The 15,255-nt window shown below is 70.3% G+C and carries 11 protein-coding genes and 1 pseudogene; 5 read left to right on the top strand and 7 right to left on the bottom strand.

Annotation, left to right across the window (positions count from 1 at the left end):
• Positions 1 to 203: 203 nt before the first annotated feature.
• Positions 204 to 1,376: a cytochrome P450 gene (locus B4U46_RS03090; RefSeq protein ID WP_237292581.1), complete on the bottom strand. Its 1,173-nt coding sequence runs from the start codon at positions 1,374 to 1,376 to the stop codon at positions 204 to 206.
• A gap of 323 nt (positions 1,377 to 1,699) precedes the next feature.
• On the opposite strand from B4U46_RS03090, the gene B4U46_RS03095 reads away from it, so the two are divergent.
• The 4 genes from B4U46_RS03095 (at position 1,700) to B4U46_RS03110 (ending at position 6,672) form a co-directional block, all read left to right on the top strand.
• Positions 1,700 to 3,286, top strand: coding sequence for a hypothetical protein (locus B4U46_RS03095; protein ID WP_079423851.1), 1,587 nt, complete (start codon positions 1,700 to 1,702; stop codon positions 3,284 to 3,286).
• Between the two features lie 80 nt (positions 3,287 to 3,366).
• Complete coding sequence (locus B4U46_RS03100; protein ID WP_079423853.1) at positions 3,367 to 4,800, top strand: NAD(P)/FAD-dependent oxidoreductase; 1,434 nt, start codon at positions 3,367 to 3,369, stop codon at positions 4,798 to 4,800.
• Between the two features lie 40 nt (positions 4,801 to 4,840).
• Positions 4,841 to 6,190 (top strand): cation:proton antiporter, encoded by a 1,350-nt coding sequence (locus B4U46_RS03105; protein WP_079423855.1) that lies wholly within the window; start codon positions 4,841 to 4,843, stop codon positions 6,188 to 6,190.
• A 95-nt stretch (positions 6,191 to 6,285) separates the two neighbouring features.
• Complete coding sequence (locus B4U46_RS03110) at positions 6,286 to 6,672, top strand: hypothetical protein (protein WP_123995872.1); 387 nt, start codon at positions 6,286 to 6,288, stop codon at positions 6,670 to 6,672.
• 383 nt (positions 6,673 to 7,055) lie between these two features.
• On the opposite strand, the pseudogene B4U46_RS38850 reads toward B4U46_RS03110, so the two are convergent.
• The 3 genes and pseudogenes from B4U46_RS38850 to B4U46_RS03125 all read right to left on the bottom strand — a co-directional run.
• A pseudogene (locus B4U46_RS38850) lies at positions 7,056 to 7,205 on the bottom strand (ATP-binding protein); the annotation flags it as partial.
• A 33-nt stretch (positions 7,206 to 7,238) separates the two neighbouring features.
• The gene (locus B4U46_RS03120; RefSeq protein ID WP_079423860.1) at positions 7,239 to 7,670 is read right to left on the bottom strand and encodes a VOC family protein; all 432 of its coding nucleotides are present in this window, start codon (positions 7,668 to 7,670) and stop codon (positions 7,239 to 7,241) included.
• Between the two features lie 395 nt (positions 7,671 to 8,065).
• The gene (locus tag B4U46_RS03125; RefSeq protein WP_079423862.1) at positions 8,066 to 10,900 is read right to left on the bottom strand and encodes a LuxR C-terminal-related transcriptional regulator; all 2,835 of its coding nucleotides are present in this window, start codon (positions 10,898 to 10,900) and stop codon (positions 8,066 to 8,068) included.
• A 267-nt stretch (positions 10,901 to 11,167) separates the two neighbouring features.
• Between B4U46_RS03125 and B4U46_RS03130 the strand changes: the two genes are divergently transcribed.
• A complete protein-coding gene (locus B4U46_RS03130; protein WP_107438397.1) occupies positions 11,168 to 13,012 on the top strand; it encodes an AfsR/SARP family transcriptional regulator in 1,845 nt (614 codons plus the stop codon).
• A gap of 95 nt (positions 13,013 to 13,107) precedes the next feature.
• Here the strand turns inward: B4U46_RS03130 and B4U46_RS03135 are convergent, their stop codons facing one another.
• The 3 genes from B4U46_RS03135 to B4U46_RS37235 all read right to left on the bottom strand — a co-directional run bounded on the left by B4U46_RS03135 (position 13,108) and on the right by B4U46_RS37235 (position 15,176).
• The gene (locus B4U46_RS03135) at positions 13,108 to 14,229 is read right to left on the bottom strand and encodes a Fic family protein (RefSeq protein WP_079423864.1); all 1,122 of its coding nucleotides are present in this window, start codon (positions 14,227 to 14,229) and stop codon (positions 13,108 to 13,110) included.
• The gene (locus B4U46_RS03140) at positions 14,229 to 14,936 is read right to left on the bottom strand and encodes a DUF6426 family protein (RefSeq protein ID WP_079423866.1); all 708 of its coding nucleotides are present in this window, start codon (positions 14,934 to 14,936) and stop codon (positions 14,229 to 14,231) included. Before B4U46_RS03140 ends, B4U46_RS03135 begins: the two co-directional genes overlap by 1 nt.
• Positions 14,937 to 15,017: 81 nt before the next feature.
• Complete coding sequence (locus B4U46_RS37235; RefSeq protein ID WP_159402061.1) at positions 15,018 to 15,176, bottom strand: hypothetical protein; 159 nt, start codon at positions 15,174 to 15,176, stop codon at positions 15,018 to 15,020.
• Positions 15,177 to 15,255 lie beyond the last annotated feature (79 nt).

Consider the following 15,255-nt stretch of genomic DNA (forward strand, 5'->3'; position numbering starts at 1 on the left):
TCCCCGAAAGTACCTTCCGCCTGTGGCGCCCACTCCTCCTGCGGGGCCCTCAGTGTGCTCCGGGACCCGTTGCCAGGTCCCGGAGCACACTGAGCGCCGTTGCTGATCAGTGGTCGTAGCTCATGGCCCCTCCCCCCTCTCCGATCTCGGCGCTCCGATTTCACGGGCGGACGCCCGTGGCTCCATGAGGTTGCTGCGGCGGGTCAGCCCGGCTGCCGGAAGGTGAGGGGAAGGAGGTCGAGACTGCGCACGGTCGCGGTGGTGCGCCGCTTCGGCGTTCCCGCCAACCAGAGATCCGGGGCCTCGGCGAGGCAGTAGATGATCTCTCGGACGGCGATGCGTCCGAACACTGCGCCGAGGCACCCGTGCAGGCCCCAGCCGAAGGCGAGGTGGCGGTTGGGCGCGCGGTCCAGCACCAGTTCCTCGGGGCGTTCGAACTCCCGTGGATCGCGGTTGGCCGAGGCCACGAGGGCGAGGACGACGTCGCCGCGTTCGATCGGCTGGCCTGCGATCGTGGTCGGACGGACGGCGACCCTGCTGGTGCCCTGAGCGGGGCCCTCGAAGCGGATCAATTCGTCGACGGCGGTCTCCAGCAATTTCTCGTCCCCGCGGCGGCGAATCGCCTCCAGTGCTTCGGGGTGCTGCACGAGCGCCAGGGCGACATTGCTGATGGTGGCGAACAGCGTGCCGTAGCTGGCGTTGAACATGACGCCCGTGGTGTTGCGGATGTAGTGCTCCGGAACGCCGGCCTTGCCGCCCGTACGCCTGATCACGGAGAGCACCCCGGGTCGGTCCGCGGCCGCGTACCACTGTTCGACCAGCTTGTTGAGCTGGTTCTTGGCTTCGTCGCCCGAGGCGGCGCGGCCTGGGTCGAGGCCGACGTCCATCCGTCTCGCGATGCTGTCCGACAGCGGTACGTACAGGTCCTGCGCCGGCTTTTCGACGCCGAACAGCTCCGAGGTGACCGAGAGCGCGACGGGGGCCGCGACCTCGTGGATCCAGTCGAACCGCTCGCGTCCGGCCAGGGCGAGGAAGAGGCGCTCGATGCTTCTGCGGGCCCGCTGCCCCATCGCGTCCAGGTCCTGGCTCCGCAGGGCGTCCGAGAGCACGGTCTTGAGCGGAGTCAGCGCGGGCGGATCGAGGGTCTGTATGTTCTGTAGGAATTCGGGAACCTCGACCCCGACCCTGCGGCGGTCCCGAGCAAAGGTTTCGTTGTCCCGCAAAACCTCACGGCATTCTCGGTAACGCGTCAATGCCCACGAATTCGACTGCTCGTGCCAGAAAATTGGTGTCTGCTCGCGGAGGTCTGCATAGAGCGGATACGGATTGGCCAACGTGTCGGGGTGCAGCGGATTGTAAACGCTCGTACCAGGCATGAGCTATCAAACCCCTCACGCGCGCCCGTTCCCATGCGGTGAACGGGCGCGCAACAGCTTGACCTGTAGGAATGGGGAAATCCGGTTACCGGCGTGCGCTCTAATGATCAGCATGCAGAGCCTCCGGTTCGGTGTCAAGAGGCACTCACTGCGAAGAATTTTACAGACGGACAGGAATTGACAATTCCCGCACAATCTCGTTTTGCCCGAGATGGGAGGGTTTACACCGCCCCTCAGCAATCGCTTCCTCAAGCCTACCTGGAATGTATTGTGCCAGTCGGCACCGTCTGGCTACCCTGCCGCACGGCCCTTTAGGAGGTTCAATGGATCCGTCGGTCCGTTGGCTGTGGGACGCCTGCGATGTGGTCGGCACATTCGCGCTGTACCGACTGGCAATTTCCCCGGCCATGAAATGGGGCGCATACGCTCTCGGGTCCGGGAGGTTTCCCGCCACGGGTTCGAACGGCCTGTATCCGGATGCCGCCGTTCCGGGGCGCGGCGCCGTCCACACCGCTCTGGTGTTTCTCCCGTTGACTGCGATCGCGCTGGTCCTGGGCCGGACCCCGGATGCCCCGGCCTCCTGGGTTTCGACCGCAGCCCTGGCGGCCGTCCTGTGGAAGTGCCTGACTTTCGACTACGACGTTTCCCGCGGCCTCTCCTGGCAACGCGTCGATCGCCTGGTGATTGCAGCGACCGGCGGTGCGGCGCTCGTCTGGCCGCAATGCGGCATGCTCGCCCTGATCCTGCTGTGCGGACGGCTCGGTGCCTGGACGCATCATTCCAAGGCGGCGATCCGCATCCTCAAGATGACGTTCGCCTGGTCGGTGACGGCCGGGGTCCATGAGCACCTGGCGCCGAGGAGCGCACCGGAGACCGACTCCGTCCTGCTCGTGCTGGTCGTAGCGGTCTTCCTGTCGCACTACGTGGTCGCCTGCGTGAGCAAGCTGCGGCTGGGGCCGCGGCCGTGGGACTGGGTGACGAAGAACCGGACCGACCACCTGGTCGCCTCGGCCTACTCCTGGGGCTGGGCCCGCTTCCTGACGGAGCGGCAGGTCCGCCGGATCCTCCGGCCGCTCGCCACGGTCGCCGTCTGGATGAATGCCGGCACCATCGTGGCCGAAGGTCTGGGATTCACGGCTTTTCTCTCCCGCGGGCTGACCGTCGCGGCAATCTCCATCGCGGTGGTATTCAGCCTCGTGGTCTTCATCACCTCCGGGATTTTCTTCTGGGAAAACATTGCAGTCGGCATTGCGCTCATCATGGCTCTCAGCGCGGCGCCCGCCCCGGTATTCGGCGTCGAATCCTGGCTGATCACCATGGCGGTCCTCCTCGCCGTGCTGTCCGGCCTGGCGTGGCGGCCGAGCAAGCTCGGCTGGTGGGATACGCCGTTCGTGGCGAGAGTCTATTGGACCGGCCGAACATCGACCGGCGAGGTCTTCAGGATTCACAACGGCTTCATGAGTCCTTTCGACCGAGAGTTCTCCCGAATGCGCGGATATGCGCTCACGGACGAGGAGTTCGTCACGTTTCCGCTGGGCGGCGTGGAGGACGCACATGTCAGAGACCGCCTCAACGCGCTACGGCTTGAGGGAGAGGACCTGGCCGAAATCAAGCGCGAGTACGGCCGGGTCTACCGCGACGACGAGGACCGCGCCCTGCACGTTTCCTACCTTCGAGAACTCTTTGCCCGCCTGAACGAGGGGGTCCCGAAGAGCCCGCTCCCGCGCTCCCTACGGTGGCTCAAAGCACCCGGGGGCCATCTGTACTACTGGGGCGATCTGCCCGCCTACCGGCTGGATCGCGGCCCGCTGGAGGCAGTGCAGATCCGCTACCAGGAGGTCTACTACCAAAGCGGGCGACAGACCTGGGTCCGCCTGCGTGACGAACTGATCCTCGACGTGCCCGTGTGATTCCCCGCCGCGAAGCCGTCCGCGGCGATGACCCGACAATCGTCCCACGCGTCCGCGCAAGGTGATCTGGAGGATATTCCATGGACAGTCCCAGGCCGGATGTCATTGTGGTCGGCAATGGTGCCGTCGGCTCGTCCGTCGCCTTCGAACTGGTGCGAAGAGGGCACTCAGTGACCCGGATCGGAGCCGAGGGCCGCCCGTTCGCGGCCTCGTCAGCCGCCGGCGCGATGCTGGGGTGCTTCGGAGAGGTCACCTCGTCGATGCTTGCCACCCCGAGCGGCCGGGCCAAGCTGGCGACGGACTACCGGGCCCGCGCGGAATGGCCGGACTGGGACCGCGAACTGGCCGCCGCGTCCGGATCCGAGGAGACCCTGTTCACCGCGGACGGCACCGTGGTGGTACTCAACACCGCCGGAACGGCTGCGGTCGACTCGGCCAACTTCCGGGCCATCGAGACCGCCCTTCGCGAGTACCGGGAACCCCACGAGCTGATCGACCCGGAGGAGTTGGACTGGTTCTCCCCCGACGAGCTGGCCCGTGCGCTGCGCGGAATCCACCTTCCGGGGGAACACGCGGTCGACGCCCACCGGCTGCTGGCCAAGCTCGACCAGGCGTTCAGCGCGCTGGGCGGCGAGACGGTCGACGCCGAGGCGGACGCGGTCGAGGTGCGGCGCGGCCGGGTCCTCGGGGTACGCCTCACCGACGGTCGGCTGTTGCCGTGCGGGCAGGTAGTGGTGGCCGCGGGCGCCCGCTCACTGGAACTCCTGGGCCAGGTCGAGGACCTCCGCCGGCAGATTCCCCCGATGGTGAGCGGATACGGGGTCTCGGCGCTGGTCGAGACCCCGGACAGAAGTCTTCCGCGCAGTGTCCTGCGCAGCCCCAATCGGGCGTTCGCCTGCGGCATCCACTGCGTTCCGCGGAGCGAGGGGACCCTCTACGTGGGTGGCACCAATGTCCTGTCCGAACATCCCCGGAAGTACGCCACCGTGCGGGACCTCCAATTCCTCCTGGAGTGCGCGGTGGACCAGCTCTACTCGGGGCTGCCGCGCGGAGCCGTCCGCGCCGTGCAGGTCGGCAACCGCCCGGTCCCGGTCGATGGATTCCCGCTCGTCGGCTCGGCAGGCATGGACGGCCTCTGGCTGGCAACCGGAACCTACCGCGACGGGCTGCACCAATCGCCGCTGTTGGCCCAGCATATGGCGACGTCGATCGAGGACGGCCGGCCACTCGTAGCGGAGCTGGCCGCCTTCACCCCGGTGCGCGCCCCGCTGCCCTCCGGAACCCGCCAGGAAATCCTCGACTCGGTGGTTGACCAGATGATGGCTTCGGGCTACGAGACCCGGTGGCGGGTGACGCCGGAGTGGCCGGAGCGCATGGAAGAGCAGCTGCGCCGCAGCTACGCCGACACGATCGACGCGCTGCACCCCTGCTTCACCCCGCCCGCCGAGTTCATCCCCAAGCTCAACGACACCCTGCGGAACACGCTGAGTGCCTACTACAAGGCATGGAGCTAAGGCCTGTCCGGCACCGACGTGATCACCGAGGGGAGTCCCCGTGCAGCACGCCACCTATCTGGCATCCGTCACCACCGACAAGAATCTGCAACTTGTCCTCAAGGTCCTGCCCGCGATCGTGGTCATTCTGGCCGCATCGGCCCTGTGTGGGCGGCTGGCGATGCTCGTCAAGCAGCCTCGCGTGCTCGGCGAGATGGTCGCCGGCGTCCTCCTTGGCCCCACCCTGCTCGGCGCACTCTTCCCCACGGCCCAGGAATTCGTCTTCGCCCCTGAAGTCAAGCCCATCCTGTACGTCCTGAGCACCATCGGCCTGACGGTGTTCATGTTCCTGGTGGGAACCGGTCTTGAGCACAGCTCCGGCCAGGGCACGAAAGACACCAGGAACGCAGCCGTGCTGGCCGTCTCCGGCATCCTCCCACCCTTGCTGCTCGGCGCCGCAGCCGCGCATGTCCTGTACGACAAGCTCTCCCGCCCCGATGTCAGCACGTTCGAATTCGCCCTGTTCGTCGGTGGTGCCCTGTCGATCACGGCGTTCCCGATGCTCGCCCGCATCCTGTACGAACGGAACCTGCAGAACACCCCGCTCGGTCGGATGACCCTGCTCGGCGCCTCCGTCGACGACGCGGCCGCCTGGTGCTTCCTCGCCGTGCTCTCGGCCATGCACACCGGCGCAGGCGCGATGCACGTGGTGCGCACCATCGGCCTCACCACCGTCTTCGCCGCCGTCATGCTTCTCGTCGTCCGGCCACTGCTGCGCCCGCTGGGAGACCGGGTGGAGCGCACCGGCACCTTTGGCTTCGACCAGATGTACCTCATCGTCGGCATCGTGCTGCTGTCCGGCCTGTTCACCGACTACATCGGAATCTACTCGGTGTTCGGCGGGTTCATCGCCGGGCTGGCGATGCCCCGCAACCCCGCGTTCCGCGAGGCGCTGCACAGCCGGATGATGGATGTCGTCTGTGTGCTGCTGCTGCCCATCTTCTTCGCGTTCTCCGGGCTCAACACCGAGCTGGGCGGCATCGCTGGCTGGTCCATGCTCGTTCCGTTCCTGCTCATCCTGGTCGCGGGCTTCATCGGGAAGTACGTCGGCTGCGCCGCCGCGATGCGCACCATCGGGTTCAGCTGGCGTGAGTCCTGGGCCGTAGGTGGCCTGATGAACGCTCGTGGTCTGATGATCCTCATCTTCATCAACATCGGCCTGGCACAAGGAATGATCACGTCCGAGGTGTTCTCCATGCTCGTGCTGGTCGCCGTGATCACCACCGCGAGCGCCATGCCGCTGTACCGGTGGGCACTGCCCGAACGGTACGAGAAGCGCATGCCCACCTCCTCGGCACCCGGCGCAACTGCACCCGCCACGGACTCCCAGGACGAGCCGGCGCACGCCTGACCCTCCTTTGGCCGAGCGGGGGCGGGGCACGCAGTGGCCGTGGGGGTGGACCCTGGAGCGTGGCGGCGAGGTAGATGCGGTTGGCGACCTCTTGCGTGGCGCGGGCGAAGGCGCGGATGCGAGGGCTGTTGCTTGCTTTGAGCCATACCGGCGCGCAGTCGATGGGCGGGGTGTCGGAGGTCCGGCTCGCGTTCTGCGAACAGGTCGCGGGCTTGGTGGACGACCTGCCCGGCGGCCGCGCCGACGAAGCCAACGCGCAGCGCGCCGTGTGTGTTGCGGACGTCGGCGATCACGCGGTCGAGGCCGGCCTGGGTCTGGTCGTAGCCCGGCCGCAGGTCCTGGTTCAGCCGGTGGCCCAGCGGGGTCAGGCGGATACGCTGTTGCGGCCCGGCCGCGGGGCGATGCTCGCCGTCCAACCGCGGAATCCGTGCCCGTCACCACGGAAGCGCGACCGCTGTCCCCTGCACCAGATCATCCGCTGACAGGCACCGACCTCGCCTTTCCCTTCGCGCGATCGATCCGTCCCTCATAGCCGGAGCAACGCACCGGAGCGAACGACACGTCACACCGGCTCGGAAAGACGGGCGGCTGGGACTGCGCCGGCCTCGTGGACGCGGCTGGCCCCGGCGTCGATCTGGCCGTCGGCACCCGGGTGGCCGGGCCGCTCGCCTGCTGGTGACCGGCGCCGCCGAGGCCCACCGGGCCACCGCGAAGGGCGGCCTGCGCGGCCGCTACCTCATCCGCCCCCTGACCGACACCCCCGGCCGGCCCACCTCCACTCTGGACACCCCTGGTCATGAGACAGATGACTGTATGCGGTGTATCCAGATGCGTTCACCCGGTGCTCGGCAACGCGGCGACCGGGGCCGAGTTCGTCGACGCAGAGGAGATCGACGCGGCCGTTGCGGGTGACGGTCTTGTTGAGCCGCACCACGTCGGCGGCCTCGACCAGCTCGTCCACCAGCTTCGTGGTGAGCGTGTAGCGGATCCGGTAGCCCTTAATCGCGGCCTCGGAGGCGGCTCCCCACCTCGCAGTGTCGGAGGACTATCAGGCGAGGCAGAACTCGTTGCCTTCGACGTCCTGCATCGTGATGCACGACTCGTTGACGCCATCGGCGCGCTGCGTCAGCACGTGTTTCGCGCCGAGCGCCATCAGCCGTGCGCATTCGGCCTCGAGTGTGGCCAGGCGCTCCTCGCCCACGAGCCCGACGCCGGCCCGTACATCGAGATGCATCCGGTTCTTGACGACCTTGGCTTCGGGGACTCGCTGGAAGAGCAAGCGCGGGCCCATTCCCGAGGGATCAGTGCACGCGAAGTAGACCTCATCCTCGGGCGGCAGCGTGCGGTGGTACTCCTCCCACGTGGCAAAGCCCTCCGGGACCGTCGGCACGACGTAGCCCAGCACCTCGCACCAGAAGGCGGCGAGGCGCGCAGGCTCCGTGCAGTCGAAGGTCACTTGGAACTGTTTGATCGTTGGCATCGGCGTACGATAACAGGGCCCGGCCCTGCTCATCTCCGCAGGTCGGGAGGTCCGCACGTGGTCGGGAGGAGGCGCCTGCTACCGCTGCTGTGTCATGCGGTCGCAGGGGTGAACCGGTCAGCGCTCCCCTCGGCAAGATGAGGCGATCAGCTACAGAGCCGGGACCCCGATCCCGATCAGACGCGGGCCTCGACGACATGCCATCACCCACAGAACGGGCCGTTCCCCTCCCGGCTGCCTTCGTCCACGCCGCGCGCGCCGGCCAGTGGCACCCGCTGCGTGAGCGTCCATCTGACCCACACCCAGCGCCGGATCACGGACATCATCAGCAAGTACCTGGCTCTCCGCGGCGAGGGACCCACCGTCCGGGACATCGGCGATGTCGGACTACAGGGCTAGCCGGCGCGGCGCAGGAGGTCGGAGAGGGCGAGGCGGGAGGAGACGTCGAGTTTGCGGTAGGCGCGGGAGAGGTGGGTCTCCACTGTGCGGGGGCTGAGGAAGAGCCGTTCGGCGATCTCGCGGGTGCGCAGGCCCGTCGCGGCCAGTTCGGCGATCTCCCGTTCGCGGCCGCTGAGCAGGCCCAAGGGGTGCGCGGTGCGGGAGTCGGCGGCGAGTTCGGTTCGCGCGCGGGTCACCAGTTGCCCGACGAGCAGTGCCCCGCGGGTGCGTGCGATCGCCTCGGCGGCGTCGAGCCGCGCGAAAGCTTCGGCCGCGCCGTGGGCCTGGTGGAAGGAGCGTGCTCCGGTCGCCAGCGTCCAGGCGTACTGCACGGGCGTCCCGGCGGACTGGAACGCGTCGGCGGCGAGGGCGAACAGTGCGGCCGCCGCGTGGTGTTCGCCGTCGGTCGCGTGGAGGTGGGCGCGGGCGGCGAGGGCGTGGGCCTGTTGGACGGACAGGCCGAGGCGGTCGGCTTCCGCTTCGGCGGTCTTGATGAGGTGTTGTGCTTCTTCGCGGTCGCCGAGGTCGAGGGTGGCGGTCGCCAGCAGGGAGAGCATGTAAGGCCGTGAGAAGGGTCTGACGTGGGGGAGTTGTCTGCCGCGCCCGGGGTCCAGCAGGGTCCGCCGGCATCCGGCGGGGTCACCGGCGAGGAGTCGGGCGTGGGCGAGCAGGCAGGTCGCCGAGGCGGTCCACCAGCTGTGGCCGGCTGGGGCGGCGCCGGTCGCCTCCTCGGTGAGGGCGATGGCGGCACCGGCGTACTCCTGTCCGCGGGTCCAGATCAGCGCGAGCGCGCTGATCGCCTGTGCCAGGGTGACCGCGGGTGGTACGCCCAGGGAGCCGGCCAGGTTCTCAGCTCCCCGGGCGTGCTGGTGGGAGGCGTCCAGGTGGCCGGTCCAGAGTTCGGTTATGGCGAGTCCGAGGAGCCGGTGGAGCAGGACGGGGCGCAGGTGGCGTCTGCGGTCGGTGGTAAGTCCTCGGCTCAGGTGGCGGGCCGCGTCGGTGAACCGTTCGAGGTAGAGTTCGGCGCTGCCGAGTAGGGCGAGGGTCTCGGGTGTGCGTCCGGCGTGCGGGTCCGGGAGGGCATCCACGAGCCTGGCGCAGTGGGCGACTTCGTCGATCGCTTCGGCCGCGTCGCTGGAGTGGGTGTGGCAGAGGGCGTCGAGTACCCGGAGGACGGCGTGGTTCGCCTCGTTGGTGCGGTCGGTCTCTCCCAGGGCCTGGACGGCCTGCCGGAGCAATGCGCGGGCCTGGTCGTGCGTTCCGCTCAGGACGTGGACCAGCCCGTGCTCGACGACCAGTTCGACGGCTTCGGCCGGTAGCGGGCGGGGCAGCGGACGCGGGAGCAGGCCGAGGGCGGTGTCGGTGATGGCGGTCGCCTCCGCGAACCGGCCGAGCTGTCGTTCGGCGCCGGCGCAGACGGCGTGGGCGTGGAGGAGTTGCCGTCCGGTGAGTGCCGCCGCCCGGTGTCCCAGCAGGTCGTGCGCGCGGGTGCGGGCCTCGTCGAGTTGGCCCGAGTCGATCAGCGCACGGCAGCAGGCGAGTTCCAGCTCGTTGCGGGCGGCGGCGCCGGCTTCGCAGTCGGGGAGGGATTCCAGGGCGAGTCGCAGCCAGTGCGCAGCGGCCCCCGGTTCCTGTGCGGCGATCTCCGTGGCCCCGTCCGCCAGGGCGCGCGCGGCGAGTGCGGCGTCGCTGCCGAGCAGCTGCTCGGCGTGCCGGGCCCGGTCGTGGGCCCGGCCGCCCCGGGCGGTGATGAGGTCCAGGGCCCGGCGGTGGGCGCGCAGCCGGAAGGAGAGCCCGGCCCGCTCGTGCGCGACGTGGCCGACGACGGGGTGGCGGAAGGCCAAGCCGCCTCGCCAGTCCGCCTGGCGGACCAGGTCCGCGGCCTCCAGTTCGGCGAGTGCGTCGAGGGTGGGGTCCGTTCCCACTTGGGAGATCCGGGCGATGTCCTCCGGCCGGAACGGGCTGCCGACCACGGCGGCGGCCGATGCGGTGAGCACGGCCTGCGGTGACAGCGCGTCGAACTCGGCGATCAGCGGTTCCGCGGTGCGAAGCAGCCCGGCGCTGTCGGTGCCGGCGCGGTCGGGCCAGTACGCGGGGTGCCAGTTGGCCGCGATGAGCAGCTGCGCGTACTGCGGATTGCCTTCGGCCGCGGCGCACAACCCGGCCGCGTAGTCCTGGAGTTCGGCCGGGGTGGGCGGTCCGGAGCCCGCGGGGGCGGGCCGGTCGGCCAGCAGTGCGGCCACGGCTTCGGGGGTGAGGGGGCTCGGTTGGACCTGCGTCACCGTTCCGGTGCGCGCCCCCTCGGCCAGGGCCTCGCGCAGCTCGGGTGCGGTCCGGCCGGGGCGGTGGGCGAGGGCGAGCAGGAACGGGGCGGGCGGCACCGAGCGCACCAGCCGTACCAGCAGCGCCGTCGAGTCCGGATCGCACAGGTGGACATCGTCCAGCACGAGGACGCAGCCCGCGGCCCATTCGGCGAGCCGGCCGGCAGCCTCGTCGAACCGCTGCCGCGGACCGCCGGCCGCCCGCCGTGCCTGCCAGGCATCGTGGAACACCTGCAGGGGGAGGGAGCCGCCACGCAGGGCGCGGGTGCGGATCACCGGGATCCCCCGCTGGTCGGCCAGCTGCGCAAGGGCGGTGGCCAGGCGGGTCTTCCCGCTGCCGGGTTCCCCAGAGAGCTCGACGATCGAGCCCCGACCGTCACTCAATGTCGCCAATGACCATTTGAAAACGTCGAGTTCGGCCTCTCGCCCGACGAGAAGCCCGCTGGCGGCCGGAGGACGCACTGCGGCCATGGCGCCGTCCTCCCTCTTGGGACGTGTATATGACAACCTTACAGATACCGGACGGGCGGCTCGACTTCCACATGTGAAGCAGCGTGATCATTCTACTGACTGCGGCCACGGGGACGCATACGCCGTCACCGCGGCGGCACGGGAGGGATACGTACAGCGACTCCGGCAGATACGTACAGCGATTACGTGGTTCCCCCGACGTCTGCGGATCCGCGGCCGATGAAGCTGGGGTCGCTTCCGCTACCGAAAGGCTGGTACACCGTGACCATGCGTGAGATGCCGGTCGTACGGCAGGGCATGGCAGCCGTCCGGTTCTCCCTCCTCGGGCCGATGTCGGTCCAGGTCGGGGACGACTTGCTCGCGCTCGGCCCGCTCAAACAGCGGGTCGTCCTCGCCATGCTGCTCTGCCGTCCCAACAGGTTCGTCCCGGTCGACCAGTTGATCGAGGCCGTCTGGGCCGACGAACCGCCCCGAACGGCGCGGAAGAACATCCAGGTCTACGTCTCGGCCCTGCGCAGGACGCTGGACAGCGCCGGAGAGCGGATCGTCCACGGGCCCGGGGGCTACCTGCTGCGGCTCGCCGAGCCCGAGCTGGACGTCCTCAGGTTCCAGGCGCTGGCCAGGACCGCGCGGCAGACCGCTGCGGATGGCCAACTCGAGGCGGCCTTCCATCTGTTCGACCGCGCCAGGCGGCTGTGGACCGGGCCGCCGCTCCCCGAGCTGCGCTGCTCCGAGCTGGTGCGGGGGCAGGCCGGCCTGCTGGTCGGCCGCTACCTCGCGGTCTGCGAGGACTGGGCCGAGGCCGGGCTGGAGTCGGGCCGGCCCGCGGAGGTCGTCGAGGTGACAACGGGCCTGCTGGAACGGCATCCGATGCGGGAACGGCTGCGGGCGGCGCACCTGTCGGCACTGCACCGTTGCGGGCGCCGAGCGGAGGCCCTGGCCGGGTACGAGGAGGTACGACAGCTCCTGTCCAGGGAACTGGGACTGCCCCCGAGCGCCGCCCTGACCACGCTGTACGAGTCGATCCTCGCCGACGACGGGCACGCCCCGTGCCCCGGTCGGCCGAGCGGGGCGGCACAGCGCCGCGCACCCGTCGCGCTCCCCGCCGACGTCTGCGACTTCACCGGTCGCGGCGAGCAACTCGGGGAACTGCTGGTGGCGGTGTCGGACGGCGGGGCCGTCGCCCTGGTCACCGGACCGGCCGGCGTGGGCAAGACCGTCCTCGCGGTCCACGCCGCGCACGGCATGGCGGACCGCTTCCCCGACGGCCGGATCCACCTCAGGCTCCGCGAGCCGGACGGATCCCGTCGGTCACCCGCGTCGGTGGCGGCCGAACTCCTGCGGTACGCGGGCCGGGACATCCGGTCGGCGGAACACCTCGACCAGGCCACCGCGCTGTGGCGGGACTGGCTGGCCGACCGCAGAGTACTGCTCGTGCTGGACGACGCACCCGACGAGGCGAGTGTGCGCCCCCTGCTGCCCGGCACCGGGGACAGCAGTGTCATCGTCACGGCCCGGACCCGGCTCGCCGGGCTGGCCGGCACCCATCGGGTGGACCTGCCGCCGTTCTCCGTCGAGGAGGCGCTGGACCTGATGGACCGGATCACCGGCCGGGTGCGCGGCGACCTGGCGGCGGCCGAACGCGTCGTGCGGTCCTGCGGCATGCTCCCGCTCGCGGTCCGTGTGGCCGGCCTCAAACTCACCGTGCTGCGGCACCTGCCGCTCGCGGAGTACGCGGACCGGCTGTCCGATCCGCGCATCGTGCTGGACGAACTCGCCGTGGGCGACCTCGACGTGCGGTCACTGGTCGCCGAGGAGTGGCGGCGGCTGGAGGACTCCCATCGTTCCGCGCTGGTCCGGCTCGGGGCGCTGCCGGGCCCGTCGGTGTTCACCGCGGAGCGTGCGGCGGTCGCGCTGGGGTGCGCTCCGGACGCGGCACGGCGTCAGATCGAGCGGCTGATCGAGGCCGGGCTGGTCCTCTCGCCGGCGAGCGAGGTCACCGCGCACTTGGCGGTGTACACGCTGCCGCACCTCACCTGCCTGCTCGCCCGGGAGCAGGCCCGGTGGACGACGCCCGCCGAACAGCACGGGTGGGAGCCGAGTGTGCGCTGAGCGAGCCTCCGTGGAGGGGCGGGGGGAGCGGAGGCGGACCGGGGGACGATGCCGGTACCAGCGGCATCGCGCCTCCGGCCTGCGGGCATGGGCCGTCAGCGCGGCGCGGCGGGCCCTCCTCCTTCGGCATCGTCGGGTTTCCTCTCCGGGTCGGGCCGGTAGGGGGTGTCGAGCAGTTCGAGGAGCTGCGGGTGGATCAGTGCTCCGGGGAGGCGGGGGTGGTCGGTGAGGATGCCTGCTGCGCGCAGGCGGTCCAGCGCCGGCTGCGGCTCGTGCGCGACGCGGTCGCGCAGCCAGGCGGCCGAGACCGCCGGTGCGGCGCGGAGCTGGGTGAGGACGGCCACGGCCGCGGGATCGTCGGTCACCTGCGCGAGGGCGGTGTCGAGCAGCCGGCCGTGGGCCGTGAGCGTGCGGGTGCGGTGCCGGGCGGTCTCGGTCACCGCGCGGGCGAAGAGTGCTCCCCAGCGGGTGAGGTCGCCGTCGGCCGCGGCGACCAGGGCCGTGTCGTGCTCGGCGTGGTGCTGTTCGGCCCAGGCGTCGAGATCGAGCAGCAGGCCGGGCAACAGGCCTGCCGCCACCAGGTCGCACTGGGCGAGCAGGCGGGCGGTGCGGCCATTGGCGTCAGCGAACGGATGGATCGTCAGCAGTCCTGCCATGGCGAGCGCGGCGGCGTCCAGCGGGGGCGCGGTGGTGCGGGTGCCCCAGTGGTGCCAGTACTCGATCCGCTCCCTCAACTGCGGACCCGCCGCGGTCGCGATCGAGAAGATCTGCCCGTCGGGCCAGGTGACGGTGGAGGACGAGCGGCGGAAGCCGCCTCGGGCGGTGATGTTGGGGTCCCCCGCGATCAGCATGCGGTGCAGTTCGGCGAGCGCGTCCGGGGTGAAGCAGGGTCGTCGGCCGGGGTGTTCAAGCAGCTCGGCGCGGACCGAGTGGACGGCGAGCAGGCCGGTCGCGCTCCGTGTCTCGGCCGCGGCGGCGAGTTGCTCGGCCAGCTGTGCCGGGTCGATTCCGGCGATGCGGTTCAGGTGGAGCTTGGGCCGCCACCGGGGGCGGTGGAAGAGGTCGGGGTCGTCCAGATGCGTGCGGGTTGCGGCCGTCAGCTCGGCCAGCCCGTCGAGTGCCCGGCGGCGGGCGGCGGGCGGGATCGCGACGGCGTCGAGCGGCGGTGCGACGGGAAGCACCCGTCGCACCGCCGCCGTGGTGGAACGGTCGTGCATCAGCAGGGGACGGCCGTGATCGCGCCGGTCGGCGCGGTGACGTTCGCGAACTCGACGGTGGTCTGACCGAGCCAGTTCGTCGTCGTGATCATGTATTCCTTGGTCTGGTACTCCACGTCCAGCGCAAAGCCCTGTCCCGGGTTGAGCGTGATCTCGAAGCCGATGGACTTTTCGGTCGTCGAGTTGAGCTCGCCGCCGACGGAGACAGTGAGCAGCTTCGCCGCCGTGGCCGAGATGTTCCCGCTGACCTTGTAGCTCACCGTGTACTTGGAGCTCTCGTTCCACTTCATCGGCGCGGGGCCGTCGTTCCTCTTGCAGGGCAGCCTCAGCTTCGCCTTCTCGCCCTCGCGGAAGGGGACGGCGGAGTCCGCGCCGCCGCTGCTGCCCCCGCCGCTCGCACCGCTGCTGTCAGACTCGTAGCTGTAGCTCGGGTCGCCGGGGTAGGCGGGCTCAGCGGGCTCCGACTCCTTCGAGCCCGGGATGATGACCACTTCGCCACCGCCACCACCGCCGTAGTCGCCACCGCCGTAGTCGCCACCGCCCGAGCCGCCCGGGTCGTAGCCCGCGCCCGGGTCCCATTGGCAGTCGCTGTAGTACTCGCCCCAGCAGCCGTCGGCGGCAGCCGGGTGCGGGGCGACCAGCGCGGGCACGGCGGTGAGCACGGTGGCGCCGAGTGCGGCGGCCACCACGAATTTCCTGAGGTTCATTCTCTGCTTTCCCTGAGAGAGCTGTCTGGCGATGCGAGAAGAGGGGTGCCCGGCGTGGCGTCGGGCACGCCGCTTCGGTGATCAGACCTCGGCGGCGGTCGCGCCGACCACGCTGATGGAGGAGGTCTGGCCCTGGTCCATGCCGTTTGCCGGGCCCTGGGCGTCGAGCACCGAGCTGTGCGCCTCGACCTCGGCGACGTCCTCGGCCCGCTCCTCGGTGGGGTCGGCGTTCGCAGCCATGTGAATCTCCCTGGCGTGGTGGGGACCGGGCCGACCGCGAAGCCCGCGGTCCGGCATGAGCAGAAGTTAGGAGGCGGGA

Source organism: Streptomyces katrae (assembly GCF_002028425.1).
Classification (GTDB): Bacteria; Actinomycetota; Actinomycetes; order Streptomycetales; family Streptomycetaceae; genus Streptomyces; species Streptomyces katrae_A.